General features: G+C 69.8%; 13 protein-coding genes. 9 read left to right on the top strand and 4 right to left on the bottom strand.

What is annotated here, in order from left to right; all coding sequences use genetic code 11:
- Position 1: 1 nt before the first annotated feature.
- Positions 2 to 1,465, bottom strand: a complete 1,464-nt coding sequence (locus BST38_RS26985) for a CYTH and CHAD domain-containing protein (RefSeq protein ID WP_083146603.1) — start codon at positions 1,463 to 1,465, stop codon at positions 2 to 4.
- A 131-nt stretch (positions 1,466 to 1,596) separates the two neighbouring features.
- Here BST38_RS26985 and BST38_RS26980 point away from each other — a divergent pair, with 131 nt between their 5' ends.
- Together BST38_RS26980 and BST38_RS26975 are read left to right on the top strand one after the other, a co-directional pair.
- On the top strand, positions 1,597 to 3,378 hold the full coding sequence (locus BST38_RS26980) for a fatty acyl-AMP ligase (RefSeq protein ID WP_083146602.1): 1,782 nt from the start codon (positions 1,597 to 1,599) through the stop codon (positions 3,376 to 3,378).
- Positions 3,379 to 3,402: 24 nt separating this feature from the next.
- Entirely contained in the window at positions 3,403 to 4,182 is a 780-nt protein-coding gene (locus BST38_RS26975) for an enoyl-CoA hydratase/isomerase family protein (protein WP_083146601.1), read from the top strand.
- Here the strand turns inward: BST38_RS26975 and panB are convergent.
- Positions 4,179 to 5,021 (bottom strand): 3-methyl-2-oxobutanoate hydroxymethyltransferase, encoded by an 843-nt coding sequence (panB, locus tag BST38_RS26970; RefSeq protein WP_083146600.1) that lies wholly within the window; start codon positions 5,019 to 5,021, stop codon positions 4,179 to 4,181. The genes BST38_RS26975 and panB overlap by 4 nt on opposite strands.
- A 179-nt stretch (positions 5,022 to 5,200) precedes the next feature.
- Here panB and BST38_RS26965 point away from each other — a divergent pair, with 179 nt between their 5' ends.
- From BST38_RS26965 to BST38_RS26955, 3 genes are read left to right on the top strand one after another with little or no spacing between them, the layout of a single operon-like run.
- Positions 5,201 to 6,736, top strand: coding sequence for an alpha/beta hydrolase (locus BST38_RS26965; RefSeq protein WP_083146599.1), 1,536 nt, complete (start codon positions 5,201 to 5,203; stop codon positions 6,734 to 6,736).
- The gene (locus BST38_RS26960) at positions 6,730 to 7,179 is read left to right on the top strand and encodes a GNAT family N-acetyltransferase (RefSeq protein ID WP_237160937.1); all 450 of its coding nucleotides are present in this window, start codon (positions 6,730 to 6,732) and stop codon (positions 7,177 to 7,179) included. Before BST38_RS26965 ends, BST38_RS26960 begins: the two co-directional genes overlap by 7 nt.
- 55 nt (positions 7,180 to 7,234) lie before the next feature.
- On the top strand, positions 7,235 to 8,743 hold the full coding sequence (locus BST38_RS26955; RefSeq protein WP_083146598.1) for an alpha/beta hydrolase: 1,509 nt from the start codon (positions 7,235 to 7,237) through the stop codon (positions 8,741 to 8,743).
- Here BST38_RS26955 and BST38_RS26950 read toward each other — a convergent pair whose 3' ends face one another.
- Together BST38_RS26950 and BST38_RS26945 are read right to left on the bottom strand one after the other, a co-directional pair.
- Positions 8,744 to 9,664, bottom strand: a complete 921-nt coding sequence (locus tag BST38_RS26950) for an acyl-CoA thioesterase (protein WP_083146597.1) — start codon at positions 9,662 to 9,664, stop codon at positions 8,744 to 8,746.
- Complete coding sequence (locus BST38_RS26945) at positions 9,661 to 10,233, bottom strand: VOC family protein (protein WP_083146634.1); 573 nt, start codon at positions 10,231 to 10,233, stop codon at positions 9,661 to 9,663. The genes BST38_RS26950 and BST38_RS26945 overlap by 4 nt, the downstream gene beginning before the upstream one ends.
- Positions 10,234 to 10,295: 62 nt before the next feature.
- Here BST38_RS26945 and glnA point away from each other — a divergent pair, with 62 nt between their 5' ends.
- The 4 genes from glnA to BST38_RS26925 are packed head-to-tail and all read left to right on the top strand — an operon-like array spanning position 10,296 to position 16,174.
- Positions 10,296 to 11,636: a type I glutamate--ammonia ligase gene (gene glnA / locus BST38_RS26940; protein WP_083146596.1), complete on the top strand. Its 1,341-nt coding sequence runs from the start codon at positions 10,296 to 10,298 to the stop codon at positions 11,634 to 11,636.
- A gap of 31 nt (positions 11,637 to 11,667) precedes the next feature.
- A complete protein-coding gene (locus BST38_RS26935) occupies positions 11,668 to 14,643 on the top strand; it encodes a bifunctional [glutamine synthetase] adenylyltransferase/[glutamine synthetase]-adenylyl-L-tyrosine phosphorylase (protein ID WP_083146595.1) in 2,976 nt (991 codons plus the stop codon).
- Positions 14,644 to 14,693: 50 nt separating this feature from the next.
- The gene (locus BST38_RS26930; protein ID WP_083146594.1) at positions 14,694 to 15,320 is read left to right on the top strand and encodes a PaaI family thioesterase; all 627 of its coding nucleotides are present in this window, start codon (positions 14,694 to 14,696) and stop codon (positions 15,318 to 15,320) included.
- On the top strand, positions 15,317 to 16,174 hold the full coding sequence (locus BST38_RS26925) for a TIGR03619 family F420-dependent LLM class oxidoreductase (protein ID WP_083146593.1): 858 nt from the start codon (positions 15,317 to 15,319) through the stop codon (positions 16,172 to 16,174). Before BST38_RS26930 ends, BST38_RS26925 begins: the two co-directional genes overlap by 4 nt.
- Positions 16,175 to 16,225: the final 51 nt, after the last annotated feature.

Raw genomic sequence — 16,225 nt, 5'->3', positions numbered from 1 at the left:
CCTACTTGGCGACCGCCTTGTGCAGCTTCTTCAGCGCGTCGTCGAGACCGTCCTCGCAACGGCGGCCCAACTCGTCCTCCCGCTGATACAACAGCCCGTAGGTGAACGTGTCCTCGCCCGCGGCGTGCGCCGCATCGGCCTGCCGGCTCAGGTGCGCGCGGCTGACCACGCTGTCCTGGTGATCGCCGAGCAGCGTCTGCACGACTTTCGCGCGTTCGGCGACCCGGTTGTCACCCGTCGCGGCGGCCGTGTATCGAAGAGCCTTGGCGCGCTTACGGATCCGGTGCAAGGACTCGTCATCCCCGACGCGGGCGGCCTTTTTGGCGGCCTTGCGCAGCCGCTTGTAGGCGGCGTCGATGCTCAGCTCGGCCGGCTTGCCGCCCTTCGCCGCCGCCGGCGGCTCGGACGCGACGAGCGATTCGAGCGCGTCGAGCAGGCGGAAGTAGCGCGGCGAGCGCATCGCCGCCAGCGCACGCCGCCATCCGGTCTGATAGCGCTTCTTGGCCCCGTCGACCAGCCGTTCCCGCACCGGGCCGCGCACGTTCGCCTCGGGCAACTCGGCCAGTGCCGTTTCGTACCGCTGGGCCAGCACCTCGGCGTCCCGGGCGACGCCGAGCACGGCCGCCAACTCCCGAAGCTCGTCGAGGATCCACTGGTTCTCGGCGATGTCGAATGACTCCTCGGCCGACTGCAGCAGGCTGCGGATCTTGCGAGTCGTCACCCGCATCTGATGCACCGAGTCCCAGGCGTCGGCGCGCACCGCGCGGTCCCACTCGATGAGTTCGGCGATGTGGACCGCGACGGCACGACGCAGTGGATCGTCGGCGACCACGGCCGTGTCCGGCGTGCCACCGAGCACCCGGGCCAGCTTCGACCCGTGGCCGGCCGGGACCGCCCCGGCATCCAGCAGCCGGTTGGTCAGCCGGTCGAAGACGTCGGGGTCGCCGCCGGGACCGAGCTCGAGCTCCCACTCCCGCCACGACTGCTCGTCCCCGCCGACGGCGCTCGCCGCGACCTGGTCGTCGCAGAACTCCGCCACCACCGCACCGTCGGGCCCGTGAAGCAGCTCGAGAACCCTGGTGGTGTCGATCCGCGCCACCGGTGCCAGCGGGCGATCCCGCACGATCGCCGCCACCACGTCGCGCAGGCTCTCGGGCACCGACGGTTCGGGGGTGTCGTCGTCGAGCGGGGCGTGGATCTCGGTGCGGGAATCCGTGCCGGCCGGCAGCTTCAGGTGCCAGGCGGCGTCCGTCCCGCCGGTGCGCCGGCGCAGGGTGATCCTGTGGCACGCGAGATCGCGATCCGGTGTGTCGAAATACACAGCGGCCAGGGTCTGTGACGGGGGGCGTTCGACGCGCGCGACCGCCGACAGCCCGTCGAACGACGGCGCGACGGTGGCCTCGACCACCTCGAACTTGCGCTCCGTCTCCGTATACCTGGAGGTTTTCGACGATTTGGCGGCCATGGTCACCCTTGTTTCAGACGTGGTCTCCGGAGCGGCATCAGGGGTAGACAGCGTCCCATACCCAATATTGGCATCCGGCGCGCCAGCGCCGGATTACCCGTTTTCGGGGGTCGTCCTCTTAGGATGCTCTTATGAGTCCAGAGTTGCGGCTCGACGATTACCTCGACCGCGAAGGCAACATCGCCATACCGGCGGGTACGACGCTGACCTCATTCCTCGGCCGCAATGCCGTGGAATTCGGCGACACGCCCGCTTACCGGTACCTGGATTTCGACCATGACCGCGTTGTGGAGCTGACATGGTCGCAGCTCAGGGCCCGGTTGGATGCCGTGGCCAACCGCCTTCGCCAGGTCACCCAACCCGGAGACCGGGTGGCGATCCTGACCCCGCAGGGTGTCGAGTACGTCGTCGGCTTTTTCGCTGCCATCGAGGCCGGCACCATCGCCGTCCCGCTGTTCGCCCCCGAGCTGCCAGGTCACGCAGAGCGCCTGCACGCCGTGCTCGCCGACGCCCAGCCGTCCGTCGTGCTGACCACGTCGTCGGCCGCCGAGGCGGTCCGGGACTTCCTTCGCGTCCTGCCGCGCGACCGTCGTCCACGGATGATCGCCGTCGACGCGGTGCCGGATTCCGTCGGCATCGGTTTCGAGCGTGCGCCGCTGCAGACCGACGACATCGCCTACCTGCAGTACACCTCGGGGTCCACCCGGACCCCGGCCGGTGTGGAGATCACGCACCGCTCGGCGTGCACCAACGTCGTGCAGATGGTGCTGTCGGTCGGGCTGGACCGCGACATCAACAGCGTCAGCTGGCTGCCGCTGTTCCACGACATGGGTCTGCTGATGATCATGTTCCCGGCCCTGGCCGGGGGTTACCTGACCCTGATGTCGCCGGTGGCGTTCGTCCGCCGGCCGTACCGGTGGATCAAGGAACTCGGCGCCACGGATCGGCCGATGTTCGCCGCGGCGCCGAACTTCGCGTTCGCGCTGGCCGCCCAGCGCGGTCTGCCGCCCGCCGGCGAGTCGCTCGACCTGAGCAATGTGGCCGGCCTGATCAACGGATCCGAACCGGTCAGCGTCGCCGCGGTCGAGGCGTTCAACGCGGCCTTCGCCCCGTACGGGCTCCAGCCGACGGTCATCAAGCCGTCCTACGGCATGGCCGAGGCCACGCTGTTCGTGTCGACCACGCCGCCGGAGGCGCAGCTCAAGGCGGTCCATGTGGACCGCAAGCAGCTCACCGCCGGGCGCGCGGTACCGGTGGACCCCGATCACCCCGATGCGACGGTGCAGGTGTCCTGCGGCATCGTGGCCCGCAGCCAGTGGGCGGTGATCGTCGACCCGGCCACCGAGTCGGAGCTACCCGACGGGTGTGTCGGTGAGATCTGGCTGCACGGCGATAACATCGGCCACGGCTACTGGCAGCGCCCCGAGGAGACGGAGCTGACGTTCCGCAACAAGCTGCAGTCGCGGCTCGCGCGCGGCAGCCATGCGGATCGTTCCGCCGATTCCGCGCAGTGGCTGCGCACCGGCGACATGGGCGTCTACATCGACGGCGAGCTGTACATCACCGGGCGGATCAAAGACCTGATCATCGTCGACGGCCGCAACCACTACCCGCAGGACATCGAGGCGACGGCTGCCGACGCGTCGCCGTCGGTGCGGGCCGGGTTCGTGGCCGCGTTCTCCGTTCCCGGCGAGGAGCGCGAAGAGGTCGTCATCGTCGCAGAGCGCGCGCCGGGAGCCGGCCGCGCCGAGGCCGCCCCGATCCAGGAAGCGCTCCGCGCAGCGGTGTCCCGTAAGCATGCCGTGCCGGTCCGCGAGGTGAAACTGGTTGCCGCGGGCGTGATTCCGCGCACCACCAGCGGTAAGCTCGCGCGCCGCGCGTGCCGTGCGGAGTATCTCGACGGCACGCTGTAGAAGCGGGGCGTTACAGTCCCGGGTGTGACTGACTACCAGACCATCACGCTCGAACAGACCGGCGCCGTCGCCCGGATCACGCTGAACCGGCCCGATGCCGCAAACGGCATGAACGGCACCATGACTCGTGAGCTCGCCGACGCCGCGGCACGCCTGGACGCACCGGGGACCAAAGTCGTCGTGATCACCGGCTCCGGCCGGTTCTTCTGCGCCGGCGGCGACTTGAAGGACTTCGCGTCGGCGCCCAGCAGGGGGCAGCACGTCAAGGGCGTCGCCGACGATCTGCACCGCGCCGTCTCGACGTTCGCGCGGATGGACGCCGTCGTGATCACCGCGGTCAACGGCACCGCCGCGGGCGCGGGTTTCTCGCTGGCCGTCTCGGGTGATCTGGTGCTGGCCGCGCTGTCGGCGTCGTTCACGATGGCCTACACCCGGGTCGGGCTCAGCCCCGACGGCAGCGCGTCCTACTTCCTGCCGCGCCTCATCGGCGTCACCAAGACCAAGGAACTCATGCTGACCAACCGCACGCTGTCTGCCGACGAGGCGTCACGCTGGGGTCTGGTGACCGAGGTCGTCGCCGACGACGAACTCGCCACCCGCGCCGATGAACTCGCCGCGCAGATGGCCGCGACCGCGGCCGGGTCCAACGGGGGAGTCAAGGCGCTGCTGCTCGACACCTTCTCCAACGGCCTCGAACAACAGATGGAACTCGAAGGACGCCTCATCGCGCAGCGCGCGGAGTCCGCCGACGGCCGCGAGGGTGTCGACGCGTTCCTGGCGAAGCGCAAGCCCGCCTTCTCCTAGTAGGAGTGCTCCTCGGCGGGGAAGACGCCGGTGGCCACTTCGCGGGCGTATTCGGTGGCGGCGCGGCGCAATTCGTCGCCGACCGCACCGAAACGCTTGACGAACTTGGCGGTCTTGCCGTTGGTCATGCCCGCCATGTCCTGCCACACCAGGACCTGCCCGTCGCAGTTGGGCCCGGCACCGATGCCGACGGTGGGGATGGTCAGCTTGCCGGTGATCTGGGTGGCCAGCTCGGCGGGCACCATCTCCATCACGACGGCGAACGCACCGGCCTCCTGGACCGCGATCGCGTCGTGGATGGTCTGCTCGGCGGCGTCGCCGCGGCCCTGGACACGGAAACCGCCGAGGCCGTTGACGCTCTGCGGGGTGAAGCCGATGTGGGCCATCACCGGGATGCCCGCGGCGGTGACCGCCGCGATCTGCTCGGCGACACGCTCGCCGCCTTCGAGCTTGACCGCGTGCGCGCCGGTCTCCTTGAGCATGCGGGTCGCGGTGGCCAGCGCCTGCTGCGGGCCGGCCTCGTAGCTGCCGAACGGCAGGTCCGCCACCACGAGGGCGTGCGGCGCGCCGCGGACCACGCCACGCACCAGCGGGATCAGTTCGTCGAGGGTGACCGGGACGGTGGTGTCGTAGCCGTACACCACGTTGGCCGCGGAGTCACCGACCAGCAGAACGGGGATCTCGGCCTGGTCGAACACGGCGGCCGTGGAGTAGTCGTACGCGGTCAGCATCGCCCACTTGTGGCCTTCGGACTTCCACTTGTGCAGGTGATGGGTGCGCACTTTCACGCGCGGCTTGGAGGTCTCGGCGACAGCACCGTACACGGACTGTTCAGACATCGTTGTCCCCTCATCGGGTTAGTCGTTTCGAAGCCTCGAGGCCACTGCAGGGTCCCCGGGATCGCTGACACGAACAGTCTGCCACCACGTCACTGTGAGTTGAACAACGCGTTAAGTGGATTTCCTCACACGCCCGTGGCCTGCCAGCACTGATTCGGACTCATGGCAGCATGTGGCCCATGAAGCTCACGACCGGGGTTGTCCGATCCGGCCTGCTCCTGACGATGCCGGCGCTGCTTGTCGCCGGCTGCAGCCAGGTGGTGGACGGGGCCGCGACGATCTCGGTGCCGCGGCCGGGGTCGCCCATCGAATGGGGTCCGTGCGAGGCCGGACCGTCGGATCAGACCGGGATCCCGCCCGGTGCCGAGTGCGGCATGCTGTCGGTGCCGGTCGACTGGGACAAGGCCGACGATCCCGACGGTGACGTCGCGCAGCTGGCCCTGCTGCGGGTCAAGGCCACCGGGAACGACACGATCGGGTCGCTTCTGGTGAATCCCGGCGGACCCGGTAAGTCGGGCAGGGAATCCGTGGCGGTGATGGCCCCGAAACTGCCCGACGAGGTGCGCGAGAAGTTCGACATCGTCGGGTTCGACCCGCGCGGCGTCGCAGGCTCCAATCCCGCGGTGTGGTGCAACAGCGACGCCGACAACGACCGGCTGCGCGCCGACAACGTCGTCGAGTACACCGCCGAAGGCGTGGCGCACATCGAGAAGCTCACCAAGGAGTTCGTCCAGCGCTGCACCGACAAGATGGGCACCGACTTCCTGGCCAACGTCGGAACCGCAAGCGTGGTGAAGGATCTCGACGCGCTGCGCCAGGCGCTCGGTGACGAGAAGCTGACCTACGTCGGCTACTCGTACGGCACCCGGATCGGCGCGGCCTACGCCGAGGAGTTCCCGCAGAACGTCCGCGCGATGGTGCTCGACGGCGCGATCGACCCGAATGCCGACCCGGTGGAAGCCGACGTCCGGCAGGCCGCGGCGTTCCAGCAGGCGTTCGACGACTACGCCACCGACTGCGCCATCGACGAGAACTGCCCGCTGGGCACCGATCCCGCCAAAGCCGTCGACGTGTACCACTCGCTGGTCTGGCCGCTGGTCGACGAACCGGCCGAGACCCGGGATCCGCGCGGCCTCAGCTACAACGACGCGGTGGTCGGCACCATCCTGCCGCTGTACTCCCCGGCGCTGTGGCGGCACCTGACCCAGGGCCTCACCGAGATCAAGGAAGGCCGCGGCGACACCATGCTGGCGCTGGCCGACCTGTACATGGAGCGCAACGCCCAGGGGCACTACACCAACAGCACCGACGTGCGCATCGCGGTGAACTGCATGGACAAGCCCGCGATCAGCGACCGCGCGACGCTCGTCGAACAGGACCGCCGGGTGCGCGAGGCCGCCCCGTTCATGGCCTACGGCGAGTTCACCGGGCTGGCGCCGCTGCCGACCTGCGCGTTCTGGCCGGTGCCGCCGACCAGCGAGCCGCACGAGATCAGCGTGACCGGTCTTCCGCCGATCCTGGTGGTGTCCACCACCAACGATCCGGCCACCCCGTACCAGGCCGGCGTCGACCTCGCCCGTCAGCTCGGCGGCACCCTGGTCACCTTCGAGGGCACCCAGCACACCGTTGCGCTGCAAGGGGATACCTGCATCGACGACATCGTGACCCCGTACCTGGTGGACGTGACGGTCCCGCCGCCGGACACCCGGTGCTGACGATCTCGGTGGTCGGCGAGGCCGATCTGGGCGAGCTGGCGCCGATGATGCGCGCGTACTGCGAGTTCTACGAGGTCGACCCACCCGATGAGGACCTCGCGGCGATGGCGCGCGCGTTGATCGCCGAACCGGCCGAGGGACTGCAGCTGATCGCGCGTGCAGCGGATACGACGCCGCTGGGGTTCGCGACGATCTTCTGGACGTGGCAGACCCTGTACGCCGCGCGGGTCGGCGTCCTCAACGACCTGTACGTCGTGCCGGCATCGCGCGGCACCGGTACCGGCCGGGCGCTGATCGAGCACGGCCTGCGCGTGTGCCGCGAGCGCGGCGCACAGCGGTTGGTGTGGGAGACCGCGCCCGACAACACGACGGCGCAACGGCTTTACGACGGGATCGGCGCCGAGAAGTCGACCTGGCTCACCTGCGAACTGGCCGTCCGATAACAGCCAGGTCACCGTTGGGCTCCAGGGGGAGACGGTGCCGCGCAGCCGTGCAACGATGACAGCCATGCTGCGCGCCGTACGGATGATTGCGGCGCTCGCGCTGATCGCGACTGCGCTGTGCCCGTCGGCGTCGGCGGCGCCTGAGGCGTATACCGCTGCGCCCGTGTGGGGTTCGTGCAGCGAGTTCTTCCCCGTCGGCCCGGTCCGTGTCCCGACCGCCCAGTGCGGGACGGTGGCCGTGCCGATCGACTACGCCGACCCCGACGGTGCGAAGGCCCAGTTGGCCGTGATCCGGATCCCGGCCACCGGGCAGCGCATCGGCACGCTCGTGGTCAACCCCGGCGGCCCGGGTGCGTCGGCGGTCGACACCGTCGCGTCGATGGGACTCGCGCTCGGCGGCAGCGAGATCGGCCGCGCCTTCGACCTCGTCGGGATCGACCCGCGCGGGGTCGGACATTCCACACCGCAGCTGCGCTGCCGCACCGACGCCGAGTTCGACGCGTTCCGGACCGAGCCGATGGTCGACTACAGCCCCGGCGGCGTCGCGCACATCGAAGGTGTCCTGCAGCGGTTCGCCGACGGGTGCCTGAACCGGATGGGCCCCGAGTTCCTCGCTGGGGTCGGCACCGCCACCGCGGTGCGCGACATGGACGTCGTCCGGGAGGCGCTGGGGGAGAGCCAGATCAACTATCTCGGGTTCTCCTACGGCACCCAGCTCGGCGCCGTATACGCCGCGCGCTATCCCGATCGGGTGCGGGCCATGGTCCTCGACGGCGCCGTCGACCCCGGTCTCGCGCCGATCGACGAGAGCCTGACCCAGAGCGCTGGATTCCAGCGCGCCTTCGACAGGTACGCCGCCGACTGCGCGAAATCGGCGGGGTGCCCGCTGGGTACCGATCCGGCGCAGTTCGTCGCCCGCTTCCATCAGCTCGTCGACCCGTTGGTGGCCCGCCCCGCCGCGACCACCGATCCGCGCGGGCTGAGCTATCAGGATGCGATCACCGGCACCGTCAGCGGGCTGTACTCGCCCCGGTTCTGGCCGTACCTGACCAGTGGCCTGCTCGGCTTGCAGCGCGGCACCGACCCCGGTGATCTGCTGGTGCTCGCCGACGATTACCAGCGCCGCGACCGCGACGGGCATTACCGCAACCAGCAGGACGCGTTCACCGCGATCCGTTGTGTGGACGCCGATTTCCCGACCGACCCGCACGCGTGGGTCGAGGCCGACCGCCGCTCTCGGGAGGCCGCGCCGTTCCTGTCCTACGGGCAGTTCACCGGGTTCGCGCCGCGCGACGTCTGCGCGCTGTGGCCCGTGCCCGCCACCTCGGTGGTCGCGGACGCGACCTCCCCGGGACCGGGCAAGGTCGTCGTCGTGTCCACCACCGGTGACCCGGCGACACCGTACGAGGAAGGCGTCGAGCTGGCCCGGCAGATGGACGCCCGGCTGATCACCTTCACCGGCTCCCAGCACACCGTCGTCTTCAACGGCGACGCCTGCGTCGACACCGCCGTCGTCGAGTTCCTGCTCAACGCGACCCCGCCGGCGCCCGGGCTGCGCTGCTAGCTACGGCTGGTTGGCGACCGGCCGGATCAGCACCTCCTGCGAGGAGCTGGCCACGGTGTGACCGCCGCGGTCCCGGATCGTGCCGCGGATCAGCGCGCGGTGACCGGCGATCTCGACGGTCTCCTGCATGTAGAGATGCCACTGGTCGAACCGCACGGGGCGGTGCAGCCACAGCGCGTGGTCGACGCTGACGGCGGCCAGCGACCGGTAGTCGGCGGGTTCGGGATGGTTGCGCAACGCCATGTCCAACAGCAGGTAGTCGCTGGCGTAGGCGAGCATCGCGGTGTGCAGCGCCGGCTCGTCGGCGATCGGGCGGGGCAGGCGCATCCAGTGCGACCGCGGGCCGGGCACCTGCGGTCCGCCGAGGAAGTTCGTCGGCTCGGCGATCCGCAGCTCCACCGCGGGCGGCACGTCGATCCAGTTCTGGGCGTGCCGGCGCAGCGCGGGCGGGACGCGGTGCACCCAGTGCTGCAACAGCGGCATGGCCTCGGGGCCTTCGACGTCCGGCGGGGCGCTCTCCAGCACGGTCTCGGCGCCGTTGCTGTGGAACGAGGCCATCGCGGTCAGCAGCGTGCGTTCACCCTGCGTGACGGTGACCTGCCGGGTCGCCATCGACCGCCCGTCCCGGACCGCGGTGACGGCGATGTCGACCGGGGTGTCCGACGCGCCGGTCTGCACGAAGTAGGCGTGCAGCGAGTGGGGTGCGTGCTCGTCGACGGTGCGGGACGCGGCGTAGAGCGCCTGGGCGAGCAGTTGGCCGCCGAAGATGCGGCCGAACCGGTCGCGTTCGCTGGTGGCCCGGAACCGGTTGTCGCCCAACGGCTGCAGCGTCAGCGCCGTCTCGAGCGTGTCGAGGGATTCGAGCACCGGCCCTTCGAGATCGGATCCGTGCAGCGGGCCGGAGAAATCGGAGGTCGTCACAGGGCCGGCACCCGGTAGCCGTCGCGGGTCATGATGCGTACCGGGTCGCGCCCGTCCCAGCGGGCACACGTCTCGGCGATCGCGCTCACCTGTGTCAGGAACGCCGGAGGCGCCTCGACGACCTCGGTGTAGAAGCCGAAGTCGGCGACGGTGTCGACGTAGCCGACCCGGAACCCGCCGCCGGTGCTCTGCGCGGCGATCCGGTAGCCGAGTGCGGCGAAGTGCGCCGTCTTGGCGTCGTAATCAGATGTCACGGTGGCCAACTGGTGGAAGGCGCTGGTCCCGCCGCGGCTCCACTCGGAATAGATGCTCGGGGTGTCGCAATGCTGCTGGATCAGTTCGATCTGCACGGGCCCGGCCTGCGCGACCGCGACCTGCAGCCGGATCGTGTGCACCGCGCCGTCGTGGTTAAATCCTTGCTCGGCGACCGGCAGCACGTGGAAGGGTCCGACCCCGAACGTGCGGGCCCAGTCGGCCGCGGCGGTCAGGACATCGTCGACGACGTGGCCGAGCTGGAAGAATCGGAACTCATCCCCGGACCACGGTTGTTCGAAGAGCGGCACGCGCATGATCATGGCAAACGCCTTCGCCGTGTAACACGGATTTAACAGCTCCGACCTAGGCTGCGGGCATGGATCGGCAGAAGGAATTCGTGCTGCGCACGCTGGAGGAACGCGATATCCGCTTCGTCCGGTTGTGGTTCACCGACGTCCTCGGATACCTGAAGTCGGTCGCCATCGCGCCCGCCGAACTCGAGGGCGCCTTCGAAGAGGGCATCGGCTTCGACGGTTCGTCGATCGAGGGCTTCGCGCGCGTCTCCGAGGCCGATATGGTCGCCCGCCCGGATCCGTCCACCTTCCAGGTGCTGCCGTGGTCCGACAGCTCTGGCAAGCACCACTCGGCGCGGATGTTCTGCGATATCACCATGCCCGACGGCTCCCCGTCCTGGGCCGACTCGCGGCACGTCCTGCGCCGCCAGCTGGCGAAGGCCTCCGACCTCGGGTTCTCCTGCTACGTGCACCCCGAGATCGAGTTCTTCCTTCTCAAGCCCGGCGCCGACGACGGCGCGCCGCCGATCCCGGCCGACAACGGCGGCTACTTCGACCAGGCCGTGCACGATTCGGCGCCGAACTTCCGCAGGCACGCCATCGACGCCCTCGAACAGATGGGCATCTCGGTGGAGTTCAGCCACCACGAGGGCGCGCCCGGCCAGCAGGAGATCGATCTGCGCTACGCCGACGCGCTGTCGATGGCCGACAACGTGATGACGTTCCGGTACCTCGTCAAGGAGGTCGCCCTCGGCGACGGGGTGCGGGCGTCGTTCATGCCCAAGCCGTTCGCCGAGCACCCGGGGTCGGCGATGCACACGCACATGAGCCTGTTCGAGGGCGATACCAACGCGTTCCACAGCCCCGATGACCCGCTTCAGCTCTCCGATGTCGGAAAGTCGTTCATCGCGGGCATTCTCGAGCACGCCAACGAGATCAGCGCCGTCACCAACCAGTGGGTGAACTCCTACAAGCGCCTGGTGCACGGCGGCGAGGCCCCGACCGCCGCGTCGTGGGGGGCCGCCAACCGTTCGGCGCTGGTGCGCGTCCCGATGTACACGCCGCACAAGGTGTCGTCGCGGCGGGTCGAGGTCCGCAGCCCGGACTCGGCCTGCAACCCTTACCTGACCTTCGCGGTGCTGCTGGCCGCCGGTCTGCGCGGCATCGAGAAGAACTACGTGCTGGGCCCGGAGGCCGAGGACAACGTCTGGAGCCTGACTCCCGAGGAGCGGCGCGCGATGGGCTACAAGGAACTGCCCGGTTCGCTCGGCGTCGCGCTGTCGGAGATGGAGAACTCCGAGCTGGTCGCCGAGGCGCTCGGGGAGCACGTGTTCGACTTCTTCCTGCGCAACAAGCGCCGCGAGTGGGAGAACTACCGCAGCCACGTGACGCCGTTCGAGCTGAAGAACTACCTGTCCCTGTAGATCCCGGTTGGGTCCGCGCTACCTTGTTGGCGTGGCCAAACCCGCGACGCAGCGACCCAAGCTGCCCGGAGTCGGTCGGCTCGGGCTCGTTGAACCCAAGGCGCAGTCCGATCTCGACGGACTCGGATGGAACACCGACGTCCACGTCGAACTGTTGTGGTCGCTCTCGCGTGCCCCGGACGCCGACACCGCTCTCAAGGCGATCGTCCGGCTGTCCGAGGCGCTCGGCCCCGACTGGGCCGAGCTCGACGCCGCGCTGCTCAAGGACCGCTCGCTGCGGGGACGGCTGTTCGGTGTGCTGGGGTCTTCGCTCGCGCTGGGCGACCACCTGGTCGCCAACCCCCAGTCCTGGCGGTTGCTCGCCGGTGCCGTATCGCTGCCGGTGCCGCACGTACTGCGCGAGATGTTCGCCGGGGAAGCCGCGAAGACGGAGAACCCCACCGCGGCGGTGCCTCCGCTGCGCACGCTGTACCGCGACCGGCTGCTCGTGCTGGCCGCCCTCGACGTGGCGTCGGTGGTGGAGAACGAGCCGGTGCTGCCGTTCACCGTCGTCGGGGAGCACCTCTCCGACCTCGCCGACGCGGCGCTCGCCGGCGCGCTGCAGGTGGCCACCGCCTCGGTCTGCGGCGACAAACCGGAGCCCGCGCTGACCGTCGTCGCGATGGGCAAGTGCGGTGCGCGCGAACTGAATTACGTCAGCGACGTCGACGTCATCTTCGTCGCCGACGACGACTCCCACAGCAGCCTGGCCACCGCGACCCGCATCGCGGGAGAGATGATGCGGCTGGCGTCCGAGGCGTTCTTCGAAGTGGACGCCGCGCTGCGCCCGGAGGGCAAGCGGGGCCAGCTGGTCCGCACCCTGGACTCGCACGTCGCCTACTACGAGCGCTGGGCCAAGACGTGGGAGTTCCAGGCGCTGCTGAAGGCGCGTCCGGCCGCCGGCGACATGGATCTCGGCAAGCGCTACATCGACGCGCTGATGCCGATGGTGTGGACCGCATCCCAACGCGAGGACTTCGTGCCCGAGGTACAGGCGATGCGCAGGCGCGTCGAGGAACTCGTGCCCGCCGGGATGCGCGACCGCGAGATCAAGCTCGGCACAGGCGGTCTGCGCGACGTCGAGTTCGCGGTGCAGCTGCTGCAGCTGGTGCACGGCCGCAACGACGACTCGCTGCACGTCGCGTCGACCGTCGCCGCGCTGGCCGCGCTGGGAGATGCCGGCTACATCGGTCGCGACGACGCCGCCAACATGACCGCGTCGTACGAATTCCTGCGGCTGCTCGAACACCGCCTGCAGCTGCAGCGCCTCAAGCGCACCCACATGCTGCCCGAGGCCGACGACGAAGAGGCGATGCGGTGGCTGGCGCGCGCCGCGCACATGCGCCCCGACGGACGCCACGACGCGCTCGGGGTGCTGCGCGAGGAGCTCAAACGCCAGAGCCACCGGGTGTCGCGGCTGCACGCGAAGCTGTTCTATCAGCCGCTGCTCGAATCGGTCACCCAGACGCCTCTTGGCATTTCGGACGTGATGAGCACCGAGGCCGCCGAACGCCAGCTGGCCGCACTGGGCTACGAGGGTCCCCAGAGCGCGCTCACCCACCTCGCGGCGTTGACGGGTGGGTCCGGCCGCCGCGGCCGGGTGCAGCAGGTGCTGCTGCCGACACTGCTGGACTGGTTGTCGGACACCCCCGACCCGGATGCGGGGCTGCTGGCCTACCGCAGGCTGTCCGACGAACTCGCCGAGGCGCGGTGGTATCTGGGAACCCTGCGCGACGAGGGCGCGGTCGCCAAGCGGCTGATGCACGTGCTGGGCACGTCGGCGTATGTGCCCGAGCTTCTGATGCGCGCCCCCGAGGTGATCCAGCTCTACGCCGACGGCCCCGACGGCCCCAAGCTGTGCGACGTCGACACCGAAAGCGTCGCAAAGTCTTTGGTGGCCTCAGCGGCCCGGCACACCGACCCGATCCGGGCGATCGCGGCGGCGCGTTCGCTGCGGCGCCGCGAACTGGCGCGGATCGCGTCCGCCGATCTGCTCGGCATGCTGGACGTGACGGACGTGTGCAAGCAGCTCACCCTGGTGTGGGTCGCGGTGCTGCAGGCGGCACTGGACGCGGTGATCCGCGCGAACACCCCGGAAAGCGGTGTGCCGGCACGGATCGCCGTGATCGGGATGGGTCGGCTCGGCGGCGGCGAACTGGGCTACGGTTCCGATGCCGATGTGCTGTTCGTGTGCGAACCCCACGCGGGCGTCGAGGAGTCCGTCGCCGTGAAGTGGGCGGTGTCGGTGGCCGAACAGGTCCGTGCGCGGCTCGGGACGCCGAGCGCCGACCCGCCGCTGGAGGTCGACGCGAACCTGCGCCCCGAGGGGCGCAGCGGACCCCTGGTGCGCACCCTGGCGTCCTACGAGGCGTACTACGCCCAGTGGGCGCAGCCGTGGGAGACCCAGGCGTTGCTGCGGGCGCACCGGGTGGCCGGCGATCTGGAGCTCGGCGAGCGGTTCCTGCTGATGATCGACAAGACCCGGTACCCGGCCGGCGGGGTGTCGCCGGAGACCGTGCAGGAGATCCGGCGCATCAAGGCGCGGGTGGACGCCGAACGGCTGCCCCGCGGTGCCGACCCGAACACCCACACCAAGCTGGGGCGCGGCGGTCTCGCCGACATCGAGTGGACCGTGCAGCTGCTGCAGATGCGTTTCGCGCACAAGATCCCGGCGCTGCACACCACCTCGACGCTGGACACACTGAACGCGATCGGCGCCGCCGAGCTGATCGCCGAGGGCGACATCGAACTGCTGCGGGAGGCGTGGCTGACCGCGACGCGCGCGCGCAACGCGCTGGTGCTGGTGCGCGGCAAGCCGACCGATCAGCTGCCCGGGCCGGGCAAGCTGCTCAACGCCGTCGCGGTCGCCGCGGGGTGGCCCGACGGCGACGGCGGCGAGTTCCTGGACAACTACCTGCGGGTTACCCGTCGGGCAAAAGCTGTGGTGCGGAAAGTTTTCGGCGGCTGAGCCGCCCGATTGTTTCGGCGGCTGAGCCGCCCGATTGGCCGGGAGGCTGAGTGTTCCAGTTCGATCTGATCAGTGCCGAGGAGTATGACCGGGAGCGCGGCCGGTATGCGCCGCTGACCGATGCGTTGCGCACGCTTGTCGACGTCGGCGTCCACACCGACGTCGGTGATGCGACGGTGCGCGAGGCGCTCGGGCACCTGGAGGCCGCCACCGCGCTGCTGCGGCAGCGCGTGCGCGAGGACCGGCCGGTGCTGCGGCACGCGGACACCGGCCGCCCCGTCACCTGGGGCAATCCGGCGGTGGGGCTGCGCAATGCGATCAGCCCGCCGATCGTCGTCGAACACGACCTCGCCGGCCGGTGCTGGAGCGAGTTCACGCTCGGGCCCGTCTACGAAGGGCCGCCGGGATGGGTGCACGGCGGTGTGTGCGCTCTGGTGCTCGACCAACTCCTCGGCGAGGTCGCCAGCGACAGCCTCACCAAGGCCCGGTTCACCGGCACCATCAGCCTGCGCTACGTGCGCGGCACCCCGTTGGGGTCGCTGCGGGCCGAGGCGTTCGTGGAACGCACCGAAGGTGCCAAGACGTTCGCCCGGGGGTACCTGATGGACGACGAGGGGGTCACGGTCGAGGCCGACGGGGTGTTCATCACGCCGGCATGGGCGCGTGACGCCGGATGAAGTTCTACGTGTCGACCGCGTTCCTCGATACCCGGGAGGCCGTCGAGATCGCCAAAGCCGCAGACGAACTCGGCTACCACGGGATGGCGATCCCCGACCACGTGGTCAACCTGGAGACACTGCAGACGCCGTACCCGTACACCAAGGACGGAAAGCGGCGCTGGGAGGCGTTCACCGACTGGCCCGACCCGTGGGTGATGATCGGCGCGGTCGCGCTGGTCACGTCGCGACTGCACTTCGTGACCACGGTGTACCTGCCGGCGATGCGGGACCCGTATTCGGCGGCCAAGGCCATCGGGACCGCCGCCGCACTGGCTTCCGGTCGACTCGAGCTCGGCATCGGAGTGGGGTGGTGCCGTGAGGAATTCGAGCTGCTGGGTCAGCGATTCGAGCGGCGCGGCAAGCGCACCGACGAGATGCTGGAGCTGATGAAGGCGCTCTGGGCGCCCGGCTGGACCGAGTTCTCCGGTGAGTTCTACACGACCCCGCGGCTGGAGATGGAACCCACCCCGCCGCCGATCCCGGTGTACGTCGGCGGGCTGTCCGACATCGCGCTGCGCCGAGCGGCGCGCCACGACGGCTGGATCGGGGACCTGATCAGTTTGGACCGCGCATTGGAACGCGTTTCTGCGCTGGGGGAGTTGCGGGCCGAAAAGGGCTTGGGCATGGAAGGTTTCGAAGTCATCACGCCGCTGACCGATGCGTTCACCCCGGAGCATTACGCCCGGGCGGCCGCCGGTGGGATCACCGGAATCGTCACGATGCCGTGGATGTTCTACAGCGGTCCCGACGCATCCCTGGATCAGAAGATCGACGGGATGCGCCGGTTCCGCAAGGACCTCGAACTCGACTAGGGCGTGTCTGACAAATGCGGCAGCCAGAGGGTGATGGCGCGTAGGACGGCT

It is taken from the genome of Mycolicibacterium parafortuitum (assembly GCF_002086815.1).
GTDB lineage: Bacteria > Actinomycetota > Actinomycetes > Mycobacteriales > Mycobacteriaceae > Mycobacterium > Mycobacterium parafortuitum.
This window is presented reverse-complemented; position numbering and strand designations above follow the sequence as displayed.